The 20,835-nt window shown below is 54.9% G+C and carries 17 protein-coding genes; 14 read left to right on the top strand and 3 right to left on the bottom strand.

Going from position 1 to position 20,835, the window contains the following annotated elements; translation table 11 throughout:
• Positions 1-83: 83 nt before the first annotated feature.
• On the top strand, positions 84-1,856 hold the full coding sequence (locus tag KIH86_RS01610; RefSeq protein WP_223084066.1) for an ABC transporter ATP-binding protein: 1,773 nt from the start codon (positions 84-86) through the stop codon (positions 1,854-1,856).
• Positions 1,853-3,592, top strand: coding sequence for an ABC transporter ATP-binding protein (locus KIH86_RS01605; RefSeq protein ID WP_223084065.1), 1,740 nt, complete (start codon positions 1,853-1,855; stop codon positions 3,590-3,592). Before KIH86_RS01610 ends, KIH86_RS01605 begins: the two co-directional genes overlap by 4 nt.
• Positions 3,593-3,917: 325 nt before the next feature.
• On the opposite strand, the gene KIH86_RS01600 is transcribed toward KIH86_RS01605, so the two are convergent.
• Positions 3,918-4,553, bottom strand: a complete 636-nt coding sequence (locus KIH86_RS01600; protein WP_223084064.1) for a nitroreductase family protein — start codon at positions 4,551-4,553, stop codon at positions 3,918-3,920.
• Positions 4,554-4,751: 198 nt separating this feature from the next.
• On the opposite strand from KIH86_RS01600, the gene KIH86_RS01595 reads away from it, so the two are divergent.
• The 4 genes from KIH86_RS01595 (at position 4,752) to map (ending at position 8,690) form a co-directional block, all read left to right on the top strand.
• Positions 4,752-6,332 (top strand): peptide ABC transporter substrate-binding protein, encoded by a 1,581-nt coding sequence (locus tag KIH86_RS01595; protein ID WP_223084063.1) that lies wholly within the window; start codon positions 4,752-4,754, stop codon positions 6,330-6,332.
• Between the two features lie 17 nt (positions 6,333-6,349).
• Positions 6,350-6,976: an SGNH/GDSL hydrolase family protein gene (locus tag KIH86_RS01590; protein ID WP_223084062.1), complete on the top strand. Its 627-nt coding sequence runs from the start codon at positions 6,350-6,352 to the stop codon at positions 6,974-6,976.
• Between the two features lie 185 nt (positions 6,977-7,161).
• Positions 7,162-7,902 (top strand): metallophosphoesterase family protein, encoded by a 741-nt coding sequence (locus tag KIH86_RS01585; RefSeq protein ID WP_223084061.1) that lies wholly within the window; start codon positions 7,162-7,164, stop codon positions 7,900-7,902.
• Between the two features lie 41 nt (positions 7,903-7,943).
• Positions 7,944-8,690, top strand: a complete 747-nt coding sequence (gene map / locus KIH86_RS01580; protein ID WP_223084060.1) for a type I methionyl aminopeptidase — start codon at positions 7,944-7,946, stop codon at positions 8,688-8,690.
• Here the strand turns inward: map and KIH86_RS01575 are convergent.
• Positions 8,687-9,139 carry an aminoacyl-tRNA deacylase gene (locus KIH86_RS01575; protein WP_223084059.1) on the bottom strand — a complete coding sequence of 151 codons (453 nt, stop codon included), beginning with the start codon at positions 9,137-9,139 and terminating at the stop codon, positions 8,687-8,689. The genes map and KIH86_RS01575 overlap by 4 nt on opposite strands.
• A 117-nt stretch (positions 9,140-9,256) precedes the next feature.
• Between KIH86_RS01575 and KIH86_RS01570 the strand changes: the two genes are divergently transcribed.
• From KIH86_RS01570 to KIH86_RS01560, 3 genes are read left to right on the top strand one after another with little or no spacing between them, the layout of a single operon-like run.
• Positions 9,257-9,856, top strand: a complete 600-nt coding sequence (locus tag KIH86_RS01570; protein WP_223084058.1) for a DJ-1/PfpI family protein — start codon at positions 9,257-9,259, stop codon at positions 9,854-9,856.
• Positions 9,853-10,680 carry a hypothetical protein gene (locus KIH86_RS01565; protein ID WP_223084057.1) on the top strand — a complete coding sequence of 276 codons (828 nt, stop codon included), beginning with the start codon at positions 9,853-9,855 and terminating at the stop codon, positions 10,678-10,680. The genes KIH86_RS01570 and KIH86_RS01565 overlap by 4 nt, the downstream gene beginning before the upstream one ends.
• Positions 10,681-10,730: 50 nt before the next feature.
• Positions 10,731-11,150: an Rrf2 family transcriptional regulator gene (locus tag KIH86_RS01560; RefSeq protein WP_223084056.1), complete on the top strand. Its 420-nt coding sequence runs from the start codon at positions 10,731-10,733 to the stop codon at positions 11,148-11,150.
• 150 nt (positions 11,151-11,300) lie between these two features.
• On the opposite strand, the gene KIH86_RS01555 is transcribed toward KIH86_RS01560, so the two are convergent.
• Complete coding sequence (locus KIH86_RS01555) at positions 11,301-12,161, bottom strand: helix-turn-helix domain-containing protein (RefSeq protein WP_235775214.1); 861 nt, start codon at positions 12,159-12,161, stop codon at positions 11,301-11,303.
• Between the two features lie 123 nt (positions 12,162-12,284).
• Between KIH86_RS01555 and KIH86_RS01550 the strand changes: the two genes are divergently transcribed.
• The 5 genes from KIH86_RS01550 (at position 12,285) to KIH86_RS01530 (ending at position 20,648) form a co-directional block, all read left to right on the top strand.
• Complete coding sequence (locus KIH86_RS01550) at positions 12,285-14,750, top strand: beta-mannosidase (protein ID WP_223084184.1); 2,466 nt, start codon at positions 12,285-12,287, stop codon at positions 14,748-14,750.
• A gap of 397 nt (positions 14,751-15,147) precedes the next feature.
• Entirely contained in the window at positions 15,148-16,026 is an 879-nt protein-coding gene (locus KIH86_RS01545; protein WP_223084054.1) for a VOC family protein, read from the top strand.
• Between the two features lie 26 nt (positions 16,027-16,052).
• The gene (locus tag KIH86_RS01540) at positions 16,053-16,688 is read left to right on the top strand and encodes an NAD(P)-dependent oxidoreductase (protein WP_223084053.1); all 636 of its coding nucleotides are present in this window, start codon (positions 16,053-16,055) and stop codon (positions 16,686-16,688) included.
• Positions 16,689-17,186: 498 nt separating this feature from the next.
• A complete protein-coding gene (locus KIH86_RS01535) occupies positions 17,187-19,277 on the top strand; it encodes a methyl-accepting chemotaxis protein (RefSeq protein WP_223084052.1) in 2,091 nt (696 codons plus the stop codon).
• 66 nt (positions 19,278-19,343) lie between these two features.
• Positions 19,344-20,648 carry an ABC transporter substrate-binding protein gene (locus KIH86_RS01530; RefSeq protein WP_223084051.1) on the top strand — a complete coding sequence of 435 codons (1,305 nt, stop codon included), beginning with the start codon at positions 19,344-19,346 and terminating at the stop codon, positions 20,646-20,648.
• Positions 20,649-20,835: the final 187 nt, after the last annotated feature.

Raw genomic sequence — 20,835 nt, 5'->3', positions numbered from 1 at the left:
AATCCAATATTATTAATATGGATTCGGATATGTCATAATCATAACGGTGTTGATGTGAGAATCCAATGGGTGGAGTGCTGGCAATGAATAAAATTTCGATTTATCTAAAACCTTATCGCAAGCAGCTGATTATCGGGCCGATCTTCAAGCTGTTCGAAGCGATCCTGGAGCTTCTGCTGCCGACGATCGTCGCGCTGATCGTCAACAAGGGAATCGGCGGTCATGATTCGGCCTATGTGTACCGGATGGGCGGCCTTATGCTGGTGATGTCCATACTCGGCTTCGCCTGCTCCATGGTGTGTCAATACTCGGCCTCCCGGGCGTCTCAGGGCTTCGGGACCCGGCTGCGGAACGCCATGTTCAAGCATATTTCCTCGCTGTCTTACGCCGATCTGGACCGATTCGGGACACCGTCCCTGATCAACCGCGTTACAAGCGACGTTAACCAGCTGCAGCTTGCGGTCGCGATGCTCATCCGGCTCGTCATCCGTGCGCCATTCATCGTCATCGGTGCCATCATTATGGCGATGTTTCTCGATCTGCGGCTGTCGCTGATCCTGCTGGCTGCGGCGCCGGTATTCGGCGTGCTCATTTACTGGATCATTTCGCGTTCTTCTCCGCTGTACCGGCTCTATCAGCAAAGGCTGGACCGGATTGCGCAGGTGCTCAGCGAGAACTTCTCCGGCATCCGGGTCATTCGGGCATTCGCCAAACGGGCGAAGGAGCGGGCACGGTTCGCCGAATCCTCGGATGAGGTGATGGCTACGGCGCTGCGGGTCGGGCGCATTTCGGCGCTGCTCAGTCCGTTGACCTCGCTTGTGGTCAATGCCGCCATTCTCGCCATTCTGTGGGTGGGCGGCCTGCATATCGACGCCGGACGGCTGTCCCAGGGCGAAATTATCGCATTCATTAATTATGTCACCCAGATCCTGCTCGCGCTAATCGTCGTTTCGAATCTGGTCATTATTTTTACGAAGGCGAATTCCTCGCTTGCCCGGGTGAACGAGGTTCTCTCCACGGTCAGCTCCATCGCGGACCCGCCGGAGAACGGTCAGGCGAAGCCCGCCGGCTCCGGCCTTCCGGACGACGCGGCATCTTCTGCATCTTCCGTTCCGGCCATCGAATTTGACCGCGTATCGTTCGGGTACAGCAGAGGAAGCGAGCTTGCGCTCAATGACATTTCGCTCACGATCCGGCAGGGAGAGACGATTGGCCTGATCGGAGGCACCGGCTCCGGCAAATCGACATTCATTCAGCTGATCCCGCGTTTCTATGAGGCATATTCGGGTGAAGTCCGGGTGAACGGAGTCAATGTGAAGGATTATCCGCTTCAGCGTCTCCGGGAGCATGTCGGCATCGTGCCTCAAAGAGCCGTGCTCTTCACGGGAAGCATCGCCGACAACATCCGCTGGGGCAAGACCGACGCCACTGAGGAGGAGATACGGAAGGCTGCTTCCATCGCCCAGGCGGAGGAATTCATCTCCAAGCTTCCGGAAGGGATGGATACCCCGGTTGCTAGAGGCGGGCTGAACCTGTCCGGCGGACAGAAGCAGCGGCTGACAATCGCCAGGGCGGTGGCCGGGAATCCGGACATTCTGATTCTGGACGATTCCTCAAGCGCTCTGGATTTCGCTACGGACGCGGCACTGCGGCAGGCGCTGAAGGAGAGCCGGATGGGGAAGACGACGCTTGTCGTCTCCCAGCGGGTCAGCACCGTTATGCAGGCTGACCGAATTATCGTCTTCGACGACGGGGCTATCGCCGGTATGGGCCGGCATGAAGAACTGCTCGGCAGCTGCGAGGTATACCGTGAAATTTGCAATTCCCAGCTGACCGGAGAGGAGGCGGCAAGATGAACGGAACACAGACTTGGAAGAGAATCATCTCATATACGGCCCGGTTTCGGGCGCAGGCCGTCCTGGCTGCGCTATGCGCCGTACTCAGCGTCGTCGCCAGTCTTGTAGGTCCGCTTCTTATTTCGCGGGCCGTCGATCATATGGTCGGTCCAGGGAAGGTGGACTTTCATTCGCTCCTGGCGATAATCGGCGCGCTGGCTGCTATCTATGCGGCCGGCTCGCTGCTTGGCTGGCTGCTGACCTATCTCACGAACCGGATTGCCTACGAGACGGTGAACGGTCTGCGCACCGAGCTGTTCGACAAGCTGAACGTCCTGCCGCTGAAATTTCACGACAATCATCCCCAAGGCGACTTGATCAGCCGGTTCGTGAACGACATGGATGCCGTCTCGGACGGACTGCTTCAGGGCTTCCAGACCTTGATCACCGGCATTGTGACCATCGCCGGCGCAGTGATTCTGATGCTGTATATCAGTCCGCTGATGACGCTGGTCGTGCTGCTGTCTGCTCCGGCTTCTTACTATATGGCGAAGTTCATTACAACCCGGTCCCAGCAGCTCTTCCGGGATCAGGCCAAAGTGCTTGGCGGTCTCAACGGTTATGTGGAGGAGATCGTCGGCGGGCAAAAGATCGTGCAGGCTTTTCATTATGAAGGCCAGACCTATGAACGCTTCGAGCGGCTGAATGACGAGCTGTACGAGGCCGGTGTCAAGTCCCAGTTCTACGGCTCTCTGTCCGGACCGACTACCCGGCTGGTAAATAATATTACTTTCTCTGTGATCGCCATTATCGGCAGCCTTGTCATCATCGCGGGCCGGCTCAGTGTGGGCGATCTGACGGGCTTTCTGATATACTCCAATCTGTTCGCCAAGCCCTTCAATGAAATTACGGGCGTATTGACGCAGCTTCAGTCGGCGACCGCCTCCGCGCAGCGGATATTTGCCATACTGGATCTGGAGCCGGAATCTCCGGATGCGGCGGACGCGCTGCACCGGGAGCCGAAGCAGGGGACGATCGTCTTCGACCGGGTCGGCTTCGCTTACGATCCGCAGCGTCCATTGATCAAGGATTTCAGCCTGACGGTGAACCCGGGAACCCGGGTTGCGATTGTTGGACAGACAGGCGCCGGCAAGACGACGCTCGTCAATCTGCTGATGCGGTTCTATGATATAGATAAGGGAAGCATCCTGATCGACGGGACGGACATTCGGGAGATGACCCGGGACAGTCTTAGACGCGGCTTTGGTATGGTGCTTCAGGATACATGGCTGTTCGGAGGCAGCGTGAGGGATAATATCGCCTACGGCAAGACGGACGCGACGGACGAAGAGGTAGTTGCCGCGGCGAAGGCCGCGAACGCGCACGGCTTCATCAAGCGTTTGCCAGACAGATATAACACCGTCATCGGCGGTTCCGGCGAGAGCCTGTCGCAAGGGCAGAAGCAGCTTCTGACCATCGCACGCGTCATGCTGGCCGATCCCCCGATGCTGATTCTCGATGAGGCAACCAGCAGCATCGATACCCGGACCGAGATCGTTATCCAAAAGGCGTTCCTCCGCATGATGGACGGACGCACCAGCTTCGTGATCGCCCACCGGCTGTCCACCATACGGGAGTCCGACCTGATTCTGTTCATGAAGGACGGCGACATTGTGGAGAGCGGCACCCACGACCAGCTGCTGCGGCAGGGCGGTTACTATGCACAGCTCTATAACAGCCAATTCGCAACCGCCTAACGAGCCTGCCTGCCGGCGCTGCAAATGACCGCCGGTGCCGGTTGTGTATAGAAGGAATTGTTGCAGGGGGCCAAACGCCAGAACCCTATCGATAAATCCTATACTGATCAGAAATAAGTTCACCCCCTTTCACTGGAGTTTTGACCAAGCTCGGTGAAAGGGGGTGTATTATTAAGAGTATATACAATCAGAGCGGATAACTGCTTGGGTCCATGTGTCCGAAGGAGAATAGTAAACCCAGGACAAAGAGGATTCCGCAGGAATCGGCTATGGTTCAAGGAGGCTGATGACGCCTCATTGTGAACACGTGTTCACCAGCTGCTGCTTATCCGATAAAGTCCACGAACTCGTTCACAGGCTTGCGGTAGCCGCGGGGTCTGATTTTGCGCTGGTTATCCTTGCCGATCGTGATCAGCATAACCGGAACCTGGTTGTCCGGCAGGCCAAGCGTCTCTTTAAGCGCTTCAGGATCGAAGCCGATCATCGGGCATGTGTCCCAGCCCTTGGCTTTGGCAATCAGCATGAACTGCATGGCGGACAGCGATGCGTTCCGGATCGCTTCATCCCGCTGAAAAGCCTCGTTGCCTTCATAGGCGTCGTTGATCGCCTTCATCGTTCCGTCATATTCTTCAGGCGACATCGCACCCAACAGCTTCAGCCCGTCGTAGATTTCCGGAGCCTGCTTGTAAGCATGCATGTCCCCGATCACGGCGATGACGGCGGAAGCGGTATGGATTTTGTATTGGCCGTAAGCATTGTCCCGGACGCGTTCCTTCGCAGCCGGATCGGATACGACGACATAACGGGCATGCTGCAGGTTATAGGCGGATGGCGCGAGTCTTGTCAGCGAGAATATTTCTTCCAGCTCCTGCTGCGGAATGGCGATGCCTTCCACGAAATTCATGGCGGAGCGGCGGGCTTGGACGATATCCAGGAAAGGGTTGGCGGCTTGCGTGTTCATTGATAAGGACCTCCACAAAAACTAATTTGATTTATTAAGTTAACGTACTTACTATTAGTTACTTGGTAAACATATCACAGTGATTTGGCGTAGTCAATGATATTTCCCGCACACCCTGCAAGTTTGTTTTTTCTATTGCCTAAATCTCCCTGATGTCATACAGTATTTGTATTTGCATGATAAATAAGGGGGAGTTCGGTGATTAAGAGAATCATAACCTGGATGCTGTGTTTGCTTGTTCTGATGACAGGACTTGCACATGACAGCTGGGCAGCGGGAAGGGAGCAGATTTTTCGCTTTAACCTGTACGCGAATCCGATTTCACTGGACCCCGCGCTTACTGCGGAGAGCATCAGCGATGTTGTGATAAGGGGGATTATGGAGGGGCTTGTGCGAACCGGCAAGAATGGCGAAATCCAGCCGGCGGTTGCCAAATCATGGACGGTTTCCCAAGACGGGAAGACCTATACCTTCAAGCTGCGCAGCGGGGCCGTATGGACCAACAAACAGAAGGTGAAGGCATCCGATTTCGAGTATGCGTGGAAAAGAGTGCTGAATCCCGCTACAGGCTCGCCGCAGGCTTACATGCTTTTTTATCTGGCAGGTGCAGAGGACTACTATAATGGCAAGCTGAAGGACAGCGGGCAGATCGGCGTCAAGGCGGTGGATGATACTACTCTTCAAGTGACGCTTCGCAGCCGTACGCCTTACTTCCTGCAGCTGGCGGCCACAAGATCGTATCTCCCGGTCAATCCGGCCGTCGTCAAGAAGAATCCGAATTGGGCGGAGTCTGCCCAAACGTTCGTCGGCAACGGTCCTTTTACACTGACCAAATGGGTGCAGGACAATGAGATTGTGCTGACCAAGAACGTAGCGTATTTCTCCGCCGGGGATGTTCATTTCAAGCAGGTTCGGATTGGAATACAGAATGATCCGGACCAGGAAATAGCCAGCTATAAAGCAGGTTCGATCGACTGGTCACAGGCCTCCGATTTGAATATCACTTCCTCAAGCCTGGATAAAGCGATGAAGAATGACGCGCATACCTACAATCCGGCCAGCACGTATTATTTTGTCTTCAATGTAACCAAGCCACCGTTTGACAACGTCAATATCCGGAAGGCTCTGGCCATGAGTATTGTCAGAGAGCAGGTTACCAGCAGTACACCGGCGTATGCTTTCGTTCCACCGGGCATCCTTGGCGTCAAGAAGCCGTTCCGCGAAGAGGCAACAACCGCATTCTTCAGGGAAGACGCCGGCAAAGCGCGCGAGCTGCTGAAGAAAGGTCTTCAGGAGGAGGGACTTACGAAGTTCCCTGAGACGACGCTAATCTATAATGAAGGTCATGAATATATTTCTTCCGCCGTCACAGAAATGTGGGAAGAGACTCTCGGCATTAAGGTCAACACTGAGGAGCAGCCGTGGGAAGAGCTGCTGAGCAATAGCAAGGACCTGAATTACGACATTGCCAGAGCCGGCTGGTCGGCGGATTATAACGATCCCGCCTCGTTCCTGGAGATCTTCACCTCATGGAGCACCGATAACGACAGCGGCTGGAGCAATCCGCAGTACGACGCCTATATGCGCTCCGCCATGCAGACCGCCGATCCCACGGCCCGAATGAAGCTGTACCGCCAAGCGGAACAATTGCTGATGGATCAAATGGTTATCATCCCAATTCACTATTTCAAGACGTATGCCCTTCAGAAATCTTATGTACACGATGTTTACTATAACTATTCAGGCGGGCTAGTCTATCGGGATGGCTACCTGAAATAACAGGGAGGAGTGTTGAGATGCCGTTCAAGAGCAATGATGTGATTCTGTTTATTGGCGACAGCATAACCGATGTTGGACGCGATTACCGTGATCCCAGTTCGCTGGGACATGGGTATCCGCTGATGGTGGCTGCGAGGCTGGGACTGCTGTATCCGGACAAGAATCTGACCTTCTACAACCGGGGAGTCAACGGCCACCGCACGATCGATCTTGTCCGCCGATGGGAGAAGGACTGCGTCGCCCTGAAGCCGACCTGGGTGTCGATCTATATCGGTGTCAATGACACCTGGCGCCGGTACGACAACGGCGAGGAGACGACGGCGGAAGAGTATGAACAAAACTACCGGCTGCTGCTTGACCGGACGCGCGAAGCGCTTGACACCAGGCTTATTCTGATTGAGCCATTCGTGCTGCCGGTTGAAGGCCTGAACCGGGATTGGGGGGAGGACCTCAATCCGAAGATTGCCGTTGTCCGGAAGCTTGCGCGGGAATACGGCGCACAGCTCGTGCCCCTGGATGGGTTGTTCGCGGCGGCTTCCATGAAGGCTGCCCCGGCATACTGGGCGGGCGACGGCGTGCACCCGTCGGGCGCGGGACATGCCCTTATTACCGAAGCCTGGCTTCAGGCAGCCGGTGTCCGCTAATGATGTGATCCTGTGCTGCAAGTCCCCGGTTGTCGTTGACAGCCGGGGATTTGCGTTTTTGAATGGTTAGCAGGAGAGCTCTAAGTAATCTTTACAGCGTTTGTAAGAATCAGGAAGGCGGTTTCGATTTTGCCGGAGTAGACTGTTATAATGAAATATGACGTATACGGGAGGGGGGATCGTTTTTGAACGGTATTCTTGCGGTCATTTCCGACATACATAGCAACGAGCCAGCTCTGAGGGCGGTGCTTCAGGATGCGGAGGCTTGCGGGGCGGAGCTTGTCGTCAATCTCGGCGACAGCCTCTTTGGTCCGGTCGATCCGGTTGGAACATACAGGCTGCTTGCCGGTCTCGGCAAGGCCGTCCATATTATGGGGAATTGCGATGAAGTTCTGCTGGAAGATCATTCGGAGTCACTGACCTATCGGCATGTCAAGCCGCTGCTTGATGCTGAAATGGAGGGCTGGATCATGCGGCATCAGCCGTTGTGGAGACAAGACGGGCTGCTGTTCTGCCATGGAACCCCTGGCGACAACAAGCGCTACCTTCTTGAGGAGGTAACCAAAGCCCGTGTCATGTACAAATCCGGCTTGACCCTTCAGAATGAGCTCAGCCCCCTGGGGGAGCAGGGCATCTTCTGCGGACACAGCCACGTCTACCGCAAGATTGACTTGCCGGACGGAAGATGGGTTGTCAACGCGGGAAGCGTTGGACTCCCCGCATACGAAGAGGAGCTTCCGTTCCCCCATGTCATGGAATCGGGAACAACCTGTGCCAGCTACGTGATCGTCCGGAGAAATCCGGGAGCGGGCTGGGAGACGGAGCATAGACTAATTGCATACGATTGGCAGTCGGCCGCCCGCATGGCGGAGAAGAACGGCAGACCGGATTATGCGGTGGCCATTGCCACCGGAAGAGTCCGGTAAGCCGGGTGAGGCCGGCAGCAGAGCAGAAAGGGATGAACTTGATGATAAGCGAGACAGAACAGGATCTGGAAGGACTAAAAGCGGTGGGGAAAGTGGTCGGCCACACCATCGCCGAAATGAAAAAAAGCGTCAAGCCCGGCATGACGACGCTGGAGCTTGACCTGATCGGCGCGGAAATTCTGAGCAGCTTCGGGGCCAAATCGGCGCCGAAGGAAACCTATGATTTCCCGGGATTCACCTGTATCAGCATCAATGAAGAGGTGGCGCACGGCATTCCGGGTCCGAGAGTGATCCAGGCCGGCGACCTGATCAATATCGATGTCTCCGCCGAGCTGAACGGTTACTTCGGAGATTCGGGCGTGTCGTTTCAGCTTCCGCCGTACAATCAGAAGCTTCAGCATTTATGCGCCAGCACCGAGGAGACGATGCTCGCCGTCATTTCCCATCTGCGCGCCGGCATGCGCGTGAATGAAATCGGGAAGGTGATGGAGCTGGAGGCCCGCCGGCGCGGCTACCGTGTTGTGCGCAATCTGTGCAGCCACGGCATCGGCAAATCCCTCCACGATAAGCCCCATGAAATTCTGCCATACTTCAATCCGCGAGAGACGACCATGCTGAAGCCGAACCAGGTCATTACAATCGAGCCGTTCCTGTCGACCGGCGCGGAATTTGTGGATCAGCAGAGCGACGGATGGACGCTGACCGTCCCGGACAACAGCCGTGTAGCCCAGTTTGAGCACACGATAATTGTTACGAAAGGCCGGCCGGTCATCCTGACGAAGCCTTAATCCAGGTAAGCGATCACTTCGTTGAGTGTCTCCAGCGCGTGCGGGCGCAGCTTAAGAGTTGTGCCCGGCTTGCCCGCACCGCCGTAGATATACTCATGACTGAGGAGCTTGCGGTCCAGGATACAAGGGAGCTGAAGCACGAGCGGAATGGAGCCAACCTCAAATCCTGTAATCTCCATCGCTTCCCGGGGACTCGCCATCCGCAGCGAGGCTGCCCCGATCAGCGAAGCCGCCTGCTCCAGATTCACCCGGCCGCGCTCGCCGGAGACGATCAACGCCAGATAGACGTCGGGTGACTTCACAATCAGCGCCGGCGCCGTCTGACCGAGCTCGATCCCCAGCATTGCCGCCCCTTCCTGCGCGGTCCGGGCCGTATATTTGTGAGTGAGGATTTCGTATTCCACCGCCTGCTCCTCCAGCTTGTGACGCAATGCCTCCAGACTATCCATGTATAAGCCTCCTTGTGGGTTTACTCCCAGTATAAACTGCATGTACAAATTCCAAGATTTTCATAACTCGATTATAAACGCTTGATGGAGCAAAATATATCGAAGGAGTTACGCCGGATGAACATTGCATTCGTTTTATTTAATGGAGTCACCTTTCTGGACTTTGCCGGCTTCTATGATGTCATTATCCGTCTCCGGCATTTCGAGCCCTATACCGGGCTTCAGTGGGATGTCTGCGCGGCATCCGATTCGGTCAGGGATGATCAGGGACTGGAGATCAGGCCCGGCCGCGTGCTTCCGGATCTGTCCGGTTACGATCTTGTTTTTGTGCCCGGCGGATGGGGCACCCGGAGCCTGCGCCATGATCCGGACTTCGTCTCCTGGCTGAAGGGTGCCGGACAAGCGGAGTGGATTGTCTCCGTCTGTACCGGCTCGCTGCTTCTTGGAGCAGCGGGACTGCTGGAGGGGAAGAAAGCGGTAACCCACCCTTCCGCCTCCGAACTGCTGGAGCCGTACTGCCGGGAAGTCGGCCCGGCCCGGATCGTGCATGACGGCCGGGTGATCACGGGCGGGGGCGTATCGACTTCGATTGATCTTGGACTGTACGTTCTTGGCCTGCTTGCAGGCGAAGAGGCTGCTCTGGCCGTGAAGCAGCAGATCGATTACCCTTACGAGCTGCGGGGAGCCGATGTTGTCCTCCCGGGGGAGGGGCAATGAGCCGGCTGGAGCGCCCGGCCGTCGAAGGACTCATGGCGGCCGAGATGCGTCCAAGCCCTAATGATCGGAACAAGCTGGAGGTTTATCTGACAGGTGAAAGCCACCTGCCCGGCCCCAGAGGCAATCTGGAGCTTGCCGGGCGCCTGGCGTCGGGCTTCGCCCGAAGCGGCATGTCCGAAGAATGGTGGGACATGCTGACGGATTGGACGCGCCTGTCCTCCGGGGAGGCGGACACCGGCGATCCGCGCGAGTTTCTTCCGTTCTGCGCCTGTTTGGCATTTGGCGCATATTACAGCTTCGCGCTTCCAGGGCAGAGGCAGGAGATCGCCTCCACTCTCCGGGCGGCGATGAACGATTCCCGCTGGAGAACGCGGGAGGCGGCGGCCATGGGCCTTCAGCGTGTCGGCGAGGCGGATTTCGGGCTGCTCGCCGCTCTGCTGGAGCAGTGGAAGGGTGATGCGAACCTGCTGGAGCAGCGTGCGTTCGTCGCGGCTCTGGCACATCCGCCGATTCTGAAGGACAAAGAGGCGGCAGTCTATGCGCTGGAGCTGGCGGGTAAGATCACGGAAGACATTGCGGAGGTGCCTGGACCTGAGCGACGGGGGGAACCCTTCCGCGTATTGCGCAAAGGGCTGGAATATGCGCTGAGCGTAATGGCGGCCGCCGAACCGGGAGCGGGCTTTGAGCTGCTGTCCAGGCTCGCGTCGCTGGATGACCCCGTCATTTTACGAATTGTGAAGGCCAATCTCGGCAAATCGCGGTTATCCCGCAAATACGGAGCCCAGACGGCTGCGCTCCTCGCCGGGATTGACAATAAATCTTAACGTAACTATGATGGTTTCAAATGATTGTCTTGGCAAAGGAGTAGTTTGTTATGAATATCAGCACCCGATTTGCGGTCGCCATCCACATCTTGGCCCTGATTGACACGAACAGGGAAGGGCGGAACACCTCGGACTGGATCGCCGGAAGCGTCGGCACCAATCCGGTCGTAATCCGCCGGATCAGCAGCATGCTAGGCAAAGCGGGACTGATCGAAGTGAAGCCGGGAATTGCGGGAGCGAAGCTGGCCCGGCCGGCGGATAAGATTACGCTGCTGGATATTTACGAGGCGGTTGATGCGGTCGGCGAGGGTTCGCTGTTCGCTGTGCATGAGCATCCCAGCCCGGAATGTCCGGTCGGCAAAAATATTGCAGGGGCGATCATTCCGGTGTTCCTGATGGCCCAGCAGGCGATGGAGAAAGTACTGGAGCAGGTCACGCTCGACCAAATCACGACGCAGCTTCCTGTATGAGCTCTGCCCGCTGCGGAGCGGATTGCTCGCGAATCCGCAGAATCAGACGAAGCAGCGGAAGAACATAATGGAATCTCACCATACTAGGAGTGCAAAAGAAGAGCATCCTTTCCGTCACACGGATTGGATGCTTTTTTCTGCTGCTCAGAACTAACGATGAATAGAACGGAAAGCCAGCGGGGTCAGCCCGTATTCCTTTTTGAACAGGTGATAGTAATGGCTGAGGTTATTGAACCCGGCTGAGAGTGCGATGTCCATAATCCCGAGATTGGTAGTGGCCAGCATGTACTGCGCATAGTCCAGCCGAAGCTGATTGATGTACTGAACCGGCGTAGTGTGAAGCAGAGTCCTGAATACCCGGTTGAGGTGTCCGGGGCTGCGTCCCGACAGCTCATACATCCGCCTAACACCCTCGACGAAATTCTCCTTGCGCTGCATTTGAAGCAGCAGGGATTCCAGCCACAGCGGAATCGCATCTTCCCTGGTACGCTGGTGCTTCCAGAAGAACAGCATGAGCAGTTCGACCAGCATAGCCCGCAGCAGCCCCGCTGCCTGCGGCTTGTCCGGGATAAGGCGAATCCGTTCAAGCCGGTCTTTCAGGCGGTCCGTCTCGTTTGCCGGCAGCACGGTAATAGGGGGCAGCAGAGTGGACAGCAGATGATCGGGATCAATGGCTTGCTTCAGAAAGGAGAACACATGATTCATCGTTTCCCGGGTATAACATATATTGATGAATTCGCAATCATGATCTCCCTCCCGTTCATAATAATGAATGTCATGCGGCCGGATAAAGACAAGGGTGCCTTCGGCTACCGGCTGGCAAGCGTCATTCACCATATGCCGGGCCTTCCCCTTGGTTACAAGGAAGAGCTCATAGAAATCATGGGTGTGGATGGGAGAGGCATAGCTGAGCGAAGGAACGGTGAACAGATGAGATTCGGTATGCGGCCCCATGTGGGACGCGGCGGTGTAGGTGTAGATTTCCATAATGTCCTGTCCTCTCGTATCCAATCTTGATGTTAAAATAACACAATAGATATGAGCATTCAAGACAAGTAATTCATGTAATTCTCTGATACACTTTTGCTGGAAGAAGTTAAAATGATACAGTGCGATCAAGGAGTGACGTCAGTGATGAATATTCTGGATTTGAACGGAGCCTGGACGATGAGACGGCTTGACCATACCGATTGGACGGAGGCGTCCGTTCCAGGCTCGGTCTATAGTGATTTGTTGAATGCCGGACAGATGGAAGATCCCTTCTACCGGGAGAATGACCGGGAAGCGTCCCTGCTCTCGGAACATGATTACGAATATGAAAAGCGCTTCATTATTGGCCCTGATTACCTGAAGGAAGAGCGGGTTATTCTCCGCTTCGAGGGGCTTGATACACTGGCTGAAATCCGGCTCAACGGCCTGGAGATCGCCCGGACGGACAACATGCACAGAACCTATGAGTTCGATGTTAAGCCAATCATCCATGAGGGCGAGAACATTCTTGGCGTCACCTTCCGTTCTCCACTGAAGTATATTCGTGAGAAGTCGAACGCCCAGCCGATCTGGTCCGTCAATGGCTCTCCGGGGTTTCCTTATCTGCGGAAAGCCCACTATATGTTCGGCTGGGATTGGGGCCCCAGTCTGCCCGATATGGGGATCTGGAGACCGGTGAAGCTGATTGCACTGTCTCATACCCGGATTGATGAAGTCTATGTAACACAGCAGCATAAGGGTGACCTGGGTGTAGATCTGAATGTAAAAGTGGGGCTGGAGTACAAGCCGGAAAGCCCGGTTGAGGTCCTCTTTGAGCTGACCGGTCCGGATGGCACGCGTGTGTCTTCGTGTCAGTTCCCGATGTCGGAAGCGACGGGATATCTGGATCTCCATGTCGCGGAGCCGCAGCTGTGGTGGCCCAATGGGTTCGGGAAGCAGCCGCTTTATCATATCCATGTTCAAATACGCAGGGACGGCGCCGTTCTGGATGAACGCAAGTTAAGAATCGGGCTCCGCACCGTTACGGTCAGCCAGCGGGACGATGAATGGGGCAAATCCTTCGCTTACTGCGTCAACGGGCTCGAAATCTTCGCGATGGGCGGCAACTACGTGCCGGAAGACAATATTATCTCAAGAGGAACGAGAGACAAGACGGAACGGATTATCCGGGACTGCGTCAAGGCCAACTTCAACAGTATTCGCGTCTGGGGCGGCGGCTACTACCCGGAGGATTATTTCTACGACCTGTGCGACGAGTATGGGCTTCTGGTCTGGCAGGACCATCTCTTCGCCTGCGCCGTCTATGATCTAACGGATGAATTCAAGGACAACATCGTTCAGGAAATTACGCAAAATATGAAGCGGATTCGTCATCATGCAAGCCTCGGCCTGTGGTGCGGCAACAATGAGAACGAATGGGCATGGGTCGAATGGAACATCAACCAGTCTCCCAAGCTTAAAGCGGATTACATCAGACAGTTTGAATATGTCATGCCGGAAATCGCGAAGAATGTGGACCCGGAGACGTTCTACTGGCTTGCGTCCCCTTCTTCCTTCGGCGGATTTGACCGTCCGAACAGCCAGGACTTCGGGGATATGCATGACTGGAGCATTTGGCACGGACGCGAGCCCTTCACCGATTTCCGCAAACGGTATCCGCGCTTCATGTCCGAATTCGGGCTGCAATCCTTCCCGTCCATCAAGACGGTTGAAGCTTTCTCGCTTCCGGAGGACCGGAACGTCTTCTCCGCCGTAATGGAGAATCATCAGAAGCATGAAGACGGCCTTTCGCCAATGATTCATTATGTATCCCAATATTTTAAAATGCCAAAGGATTTCCAATCCTTCCTGTATGTGTCCCAGCTTATTCAGGCCGAGGGTGTTCGGTACGGCGTTGAACACTGGAGACGGAACCGGGGCAGATGCATGGGGGCTATCTACTGGCAGCTGAATGATTCCTGGCCGGTCGCCTCTTGGGCGAGCATCGATTACCACGGAAGATGGAAGGCGCTGCATTATGCAGCCAAGCGCTTCTACTCTCCTGTGCTGATCTCTGCGGCGGAAGAAGGAAGCCAAGTCTCTCTGCATATCAACAATGAGACGCTGGCCGATGTGGCGGGCAAGGTGGTCTGGAAGCTGCGCGATTCAGCCTCCGCCGTCATTCAATCGGGAGAAATTGAGGCAGCAGCGGCCGGACTGTCCGCCGTCACCTGCCTGACGCTAGATTTCAATGAGGTGCTGAGCTCGGTCGATCGGCTGAGATCCCACTATTTGGAGTATGAGCTGCAATCGGACGGGCATACGTTAAGCGCCGGCAAGACCATTTTTGTTCCGGCCAAGCATTTCAAGCTTCAACCCGCCGAACTGTCGGTCAGCGTCAAGGAAAATGGGGAGCAATTTGAATTGACCATCGGCTCCACGGCCTTTGCGATGTTCGTTGAACTGGATCTGAATGAGAGCGATGCGATCTTTGACGACAACTATTTTCATTTGTCCGCGAATGAGAAGAAGACGGTGGTCGTTAGAAAAGCTGACCTCTCCGTCCCGTTAACTCTCGAAGAATTTAGAGAGCAGCTTGTCTTCCGCAGCCTGTCTGACAGCTATATTTAGTTGACGGCTGTTCGGGGATTATAAGCAGATGCCGTACGAACGCGAAGCGTTGATGGCGAGCGCTCGGCGATGCAATGCAGCGTCATGGACGCGCTTATTTTCAAATGCCTCCTTCGTCACCGATTGCAACAGAGCAATTGTCGGATAAGCGACGTTCCTTATTAAGTTGATCAGACCCCTCACTTCAAGCTGAAGGAGGGGTCTTTTGCTGCGCATTAGGGTGGGGCTAGGGCAATCTTCCGATACCGCGGGATACCTTAATTTTTTAAATCTATACAAACATAAAGATACCTGCTATACTAATTATAGTTAGTTTGTAACTTTGTTTGTTACATGATGATGCGGCATTCAAATTGGAGAAGCTATGATGACAACGATTCATGAAGGAGGAAACGGTATGCATACAACGGAAGTTCTGCCGAAGGGGCTGAAGCTGGGAGCGGTGCAGCTACGGGTAAGCCATTTGGAGCGCTCATTGGCTTTTTATCAGGATACGGTCGGATTTCGGGTGCTGCGGAGGGAGAAAGGGAGAGCCGAGCTAACGGTGGACGGCGTTTCGCCGCTGCTGATTTTGCGAGAAGTGGGGGAAGGCGAGGGACAGCGCCGCCGTTCGGCTGCGGGACTGTATCATTTCGCCATTCTGCTGCCGGACCGTCCATCCCTTGGGCTCGTGCTGCGCAATCTCATTGCTTCCGGAATCGAGATCGGCCAAGGCGATCATCTCGTCAGCGAGGCGCTGTATATCCAGGACCCCGACAACAACGGCATCGAGCTGTACCGGGACCGCCCGCGCGATACATGGCAGTATGATCCGGAGGGGCATGTGATGATGGGCACCGATCCGGTGGACGTAGAGGGGCTGCTCAGCGATTCGGAAGGGCTTGAGTGGAACGGTCTCCCGGCTGGTACGGTTATCGGGCATGTGCATTTTCATATTGGCAATCTTAAGAAAGCCCAGGACTTCTACTGCGGAGTTCTCGGGTTCGAGCTTGTCGCCCGCTACGGCGGCTCGGCGCTGTTCGTGTCGGCGGGAGGATATCATCATCATATTGGCCTCAACGTATGGGCCGGCGAAGGAGCGAAACCGGCGTCGCCGAATGCGCCGGGCATCGACTATTTCACGATTCAGCTTCCAAGTGAAGAGGATCGCAGCCTGGTGCTGCGGCGGCTTGAGGCTGCCGGCTTCGGGCTCACGGAATTTGAAGGAGAACCAGGGGTTCACGATCCGTGGCATATCGGAATCAGACTGGTCGCAGCGGAAGGCTTGCAGGCGTAAGTACGAGGAAGGAGACGACAATAATTATGAAGATAGCGGTAATCGGAGCGAATGGTAAAGCAGGAAGCCGGATTGTGAAGGAGGCATTGGAACGGGGGCATGACGTGACGGCGATTGTCCGGAAAGCCGGCAGCGCCGCTGACAGCGGGGCGGCGGTTATCGTGAAGGACGTTTTTGACCTGACTGCGGAAGACCTCACTCCATTTGATGTCGTTGTCAACGCCTTTGGCGCGCCTATGGGGCAGGAGCATCTTCACGTAGAGGCTGGCGACGTTCTGATCGGGGCGCTTAAGGATGCGCCGAATATCCGGCTAATCGTGGTAGGCGGAGCCGGAAGTCTATATGCCGACGAAGCACAGACAATCCGCGTAGTTGATACGCCCGGGTTCCCGGATTTCGTCAAGCCGACAGCGCTGAACCAGGCCAAGAATCTGGATATTCTGCGGGGAACCGAGGGCCTGAATTGGACGTTTATCAGTCCATCGGCTAATTTCGCTCTTGGACGCCGGACCGGCGCTTACGAGACGGGGAAGGACCGGCTGCTGCTCAATTCCAAGGGAGATAGTTATGTAAGCTATGAGGATTACGCGGTTGCCGTGGTCGATGAAATCGAGCGTCCGGCGCATATTCGTGAACGGTTCACTGTCGGGTCTGAACGCTGAACATGGATGAACGGGACGCCGGTTAACGAGACATCGGAATAGGGATTGGTAAGAAAGGCCGCGCCGGACGAGACGCGGTCTTTTCTGGTGAGCCCGGCATGGGCGATAACTTGGCGGTGAAAATCCGCTACAGCTTGGCAGCGGGAACTGTGATTATCCTGCACAGTCCGGGCTAACCCCCGTGTGACCGGCCGCTGCTTCGGGCGTGCAAAGGAGCAGGCTTGCTGACAGGTATCGGAAACCAGATTGGAGGAAGCGGCTGCCGAAAGGGCTCGGTCTGCTCGCCAGACCATTTACATTTGCGCAAACACCGGGCGATACTTGGAGCAATCCAAGGATCGCATCGGTGTTTTTGTGCATATGCCGAATCCAAATACTAATGGAACAAAGAAACGCAACAGAGGACTAGAAATTTACAATATAGGACTATTGAATCAGAAGACTTGGAAGCCGATAAAGAAATGACACAGAGAATTACAGAAAATAAGGGGGGCAAATATGAAGAGACTTGAGGGAATGATTGAAACGAAAAAGGGATGGGCGAGTATAGTGAGACGCTTTGACCCCAGGAAGAGCATAGGGATCAAGCTGTTCCTGTTCTTTTTCACATCGGTATTTATCATCGTCAGCGTCTTGGGGTGGAATGCTTACCGGATTTCCAAAAATGCCATTGTGCAAGAAGTATCGGATTCCGCTGAGCAAACATTGAATGAGACAAGGAAGAACGTGGATCTGATTATGGGCGGATACCGCGATTTTTCGGTGCAATTTATTGCCGATGCAGATTTTCTGGGCCAACTGAGGGCTTTTGTATCATCGGGCTCCAACTCTCTGGACTATCTGGATCAGCAGAAGGCGATTACCTCATATCTGCAGCATACCGCTTCTTCCAACGAGATGGTTCGCTCAGTGACGCTGTTCACTCTGGATGGCAAGGCTGTCGCTTCGTCTGTTGACAAAACCTTAAGCTCTATTCCGAAGCAGAGCTGGCTCCAGCAGGCGGTCAAGACCAAAGGCGAAGCCATCTGGCTGCCTGCTTCCTCCACATTTGTAACCGGCCAGTCCAGTTTTGGGCATGCCCGGGTGCTGAGGGATTATTCGGGGCCAATCGCGATCGTGCTTGTGGAAATCAACTCGGATGCCCTGTCCAAGCCGCTTGGTGAAGTGAAGCTGATGTCATCCAAGAGTAGTCCCGATCTAACGGTATTCGATCCTGAGACTCGGCAGGTGGTCTACTCAAGCCTGGCCGATGAGGTCGGCAAACCTACTTCTTTTGTGCTGCCGGAGACTGAAGGCGGAAACAGCGCCTTGCAAGGAGCATTCACAATGGAAGACACGGCGGGACAGGATAATCTGAATATATACAGCCAATCAAGTGTAACGGGCTGGTATTTGACCGGGCAGATGCCGATTCGCGATCTGCTGAGTCTCGCCAACCGGATTCTGGTGTTCGTCTATATCGCGCTTGCCGCCTCTGCGGTAATTGCCATTATTCTCGGTTATATTATGGTCCGGCTGTTCGCCAAACCTCTGGTTGGCGTCAAGGATATGCTTAATGAAGCATCGATGGGAAATTTAACTGTCCGTGTACCGATACATAGCCGTGACGAAATCGGCCAACTAGGAAACAGTTTCAATCTCATGATGGATAATATCGGTTTCCTGGTCAAGAAGACCGGCGATTCCGCACATAATGTAATGCTGAGCGCCTCGAAGTTGAATGAAGCTTCCAGATTGTCGTCCGAGTCGGCAGGGGAAATCTCTACCACAACCGAGCATATCGCCCAGGGAGCGTCGGCGCTTGCCGCAGAAGCGGAGAACGGAAGTGAAATGACAGGGATCATTGACCGGCACATGCAGAAGGTTGTTCAATCCAACCGCGATATGAGCCAATCTGCAGATGAAGCAGGCCGGATCAGCGATCAGGGATATCAGAATATGCAGGAGCTTACGGAACAGACGCAGACGGCCGAGTTCATGACCCGGGAAGTGATGGAGCGGGCTGACCGTTTAACAGAAAGCGTTGCCTCGATTACCGATATCCTTCAAATGATGTCCGATCTGATGAAGCAGACGAACATCCTGTCGCTTAATGCTGCGATTGAGGCCGCAAGAGCCGGTGCCGCCGGCAATGGGTTCATGGTTGTTGCCGATGAGATTCGCCGTCTGGCTGACCAGACGAAGCAGTCCATTGAAGTGGCCGGAACGATTACACATAAAATCCAGGAAGAGGTTGGTGAAACCGTTAACACCTTAACCGGCCTCTATCCTTTATATCAATCCCAGTCGGAGACCGTCAAACAGACCTCATCCATACTGTCTACGGTTACGGAGCGGATGAAGGAGCTTATTAACCGGTCCAATCATGTGGCCGATACGGTGTCGGAACTTAATGCGGTGCAGCGGAGACTCAATGAGACCATTCTGAATGTAAGCTCCGTATCGGAGCAGACAGCCGCGTCCTCCCAGCAGGTGGCGACGGTCTGCGAGGAGCAGGCGGGCATGAACACCCGGCTTGTAGAGCTCTCTGCAGAGCTGGATCACTTGTCCATCTATCTGAAGGAATCGCTGGTGTCCTTCCGGGTGTAACCGCTTGATAGCCGACTCTTTGATTTGGTATTTGGTCCAGCTTGAACACAGACAGGGGGATATGCAATGAGGAAGAAACGGATGCATGCATGGGGAGTGATCCTGATGACCGCATTATTGACGATAGGCGGCTGTGATGGCAATACGGCAACCGTAACTAAGCAGCAGCAGGAGACAACCGGGACATCGGCCGAGGTTGGCGGCAGCATTACTTTTATCACGAACCGTCAGGAAATGGTGGACTCCGGGATGATGGACCGCTATATTGAGGGGTTCAAGAAGAAATATCCGGCGGTAACGGATGTGAAAGTAACGGTGATGCAGAATTACGATACGGATATCCGGATTAAAATACTGACGAATGACTATGGAGATGTGCTGCTGCTTCCGGGAGACCTGGAAGACAAGAATTTGCCCGAATATTTTGCGCCCATTGATGATTTGGGACTGACGGACAAGCTCTATTACAACAATAGAAAGACGTTCGAGAACAAGCATTATGCGGCTACGGTCGGTGTCTCGGCGCTCGGACTCGTGTATAACAAGACGGCTTTTGAGAAGGCGGGCATCAAGGAATTCCCGACGACGCTTACCGCCTTCTATGAAGCCTGTGAGAAGCTGAAGCAGGCCGGCATCACTCCGGTATACGTGAATTACGCATCGGGCTGGACATTGCCGCAGTGGGGAGTCAATATGGCGCCCGTCATTGAGGGAGATGCCAAGGCGCTGAATTTCATGACCACATCCGATTCCCCGTTCCAGGAGGACAATCCGGTCGGACAATCTTACGGCATAATCCGGCACCTGATCCAGAAGGGCTATACGGAATCGGATCTCTATACGAACCATTGGGAGGAATCCAAGAAGGAGCTTGCCGAAGGAAAAGCGGCGATGATGTATTTGGGGAACTGGGTCATTCCGCAGATCCTGAGCACATCCGGCACGAATGTGAAATCGGAGGACATCGGGTTCATGCCGTTTCCGGCATCGGACAGCGGGAAACTGAGCGCATTGATGAGCTCCGACGCCTGGTTTGTGATCAACAAGAACAGCAAGAACATGAAGACCGCCAAAGCCTGGTTCAAGTATTTGCTGGAGGAGTCGGGCTACGCCGACGATAACGGGTTTATCCCGACGGTTAAGACGAGAGAGCCATCCCTTCCTCAACTGAAGGAGTTCCTCGCCGCAAAACCCGCTTTAATGGAGAACATCGAGCTGGACAGCGATTTTTATACGATTGCTTCCAAGGCGGGCTTCGATTTATGGAGCGGGGATATCGTGCAGAAGCTGGCGGTCGCCAAGAACCTGCAGGGCGAATTCGATCAATGGAATGACAAATGGCGCCAAGCCAGACAGGAGATTCAACCTTAACTCATCTGCGGATTTTAAAAAATGCGGCCATTTCCCGGTACTGCCGGGAAATGGCCGTTTGGTTTTGGCATTGGTTTGCTGCTGATATGGCGTCGGCATTGGTTTGCTTTGGCATCGGCATTGGCATTGGCTGGAGCGCTTAGGCGACCTCAACTCATTATGGAGGGAATCCTGCCGCCGATGCCAG

This window comes from Paenibacillus sinensis (assembly GCF_019904155.1).
Classification (GTDB): Bacteria; Bacillota; Bacilli; order Paenibacillales; family Paenibacillaceae; genus Paenibacillus_AQ; species Paenibacillus_AQ sinensis.
This window is presented reverse-complemented; position numbering and strand designations above follow the sequence as displayed.

What these genes read in the sequence shown, in the direction of transcription:
- KIH86_RS01545 (WP_223084054.1), top strand. Translation starts at nt 15,148, where the DNA reads ATGCATACAACGGAAGTTCTGCCGAAGGGGCTGAAGCTGGGAGCGGTG.
- map (WP_223084060.1), top strand. Translation starts at nt 7,944, where the DNA reads ATGATAAGCGAGACAGAACAGGATCTGGAAGGACTAAAAGCGGTGGGG.
- KIH86_RS01560 (WP_223084056.1), top strand. Translation starts at nt 10,731, where the DNA reads ATGAATATCAGCACCCGATTTGCGGTCGCCATCCACATCTTGGCCCTG.
- KIH86_RS01540 (WP_223084053.1), top strand. Translation starts at nt 16,053, where the DNA reads ATGAAGATAGCGGTAATCGGAGCGAATGGTAAAGCAGGAAGCCGGATT.
- KIH86_RS01610 (WP_223084066.1), top strand. Translation starts at nt 84, where the DNA reads ATGAATAAAATTTCGATTTATCTAAAACCTTATCGCAAGCAGCTGATT.
- KIH86_RS01605 (WP_223084065.1), top strand. Translation starts at nt 1,853, where the DNA reads ATGAACGGAACACAGACTTGGAAGAGAATCATCTCATATACGGCCCGG.
- KIH86_RS01600 (WP_223084064.1), bottom strand. Translation starts at nt 4,553, where the DNA reads ATGAACACGCAAGCCGCCAACCCTTTCCTGGATATCGTCCAAGCCCGC.
- KIH86_RS01590 (WP_223084062.1), top strand. Translation starts at nt 6,350, where the DNA reads ATGCCGTTCAAGAGCAATGATGTGATTCTGTTTATTGGCGACAGCATA.
- KIH86_RS01565 (WP_223084057.1), top strand. Translation starts at nt 9,853, where the DNA reads ATGAGCCGGCTGGAGCGCCCGGCCGTCGAAGGACTCATGGCGGCCGAG.
- KIH86_RS01535 (WP_223084052.1), top strand. Translation starts at nt 17,187, where the DNA reads ATGAAGAGACTTGAGGGAATGATTGAAACGAAAAAGGGATGGGCGAGT.
- KIH86_RS01575 (WP_223084059.1), bottom strand. Translation starts at nt 9,139, where the DNA reads ATGGATAGTCTGGAGGCATTGCGTCACAAGCTGGAGGAGCAGGCGGTG.
- KIH86_RS01550 (WP_223084184.1), top strand. Translation starts at nt 12,285, where the DNA reads ATGAATATTCTGGATTTGAACGGAGCCTGGACGATGAGACGGCTTGAC.
- KIH86_RS01570 (WP_223084058.1), top strand. Translation starts at nt 9,257, where the DNA reads ATGAACATTGCATTCGTTTTATTTAATGGAGTCACCTTTCTGGACTTT.
- KIH86_RS01530 (WP_223084051.1), top strand. Translation starts at nt 19,344, where the DNA reads ATGAGGAAGAAACGGATGCATGCATGGGGAGTGATCCTGATGACCGCA.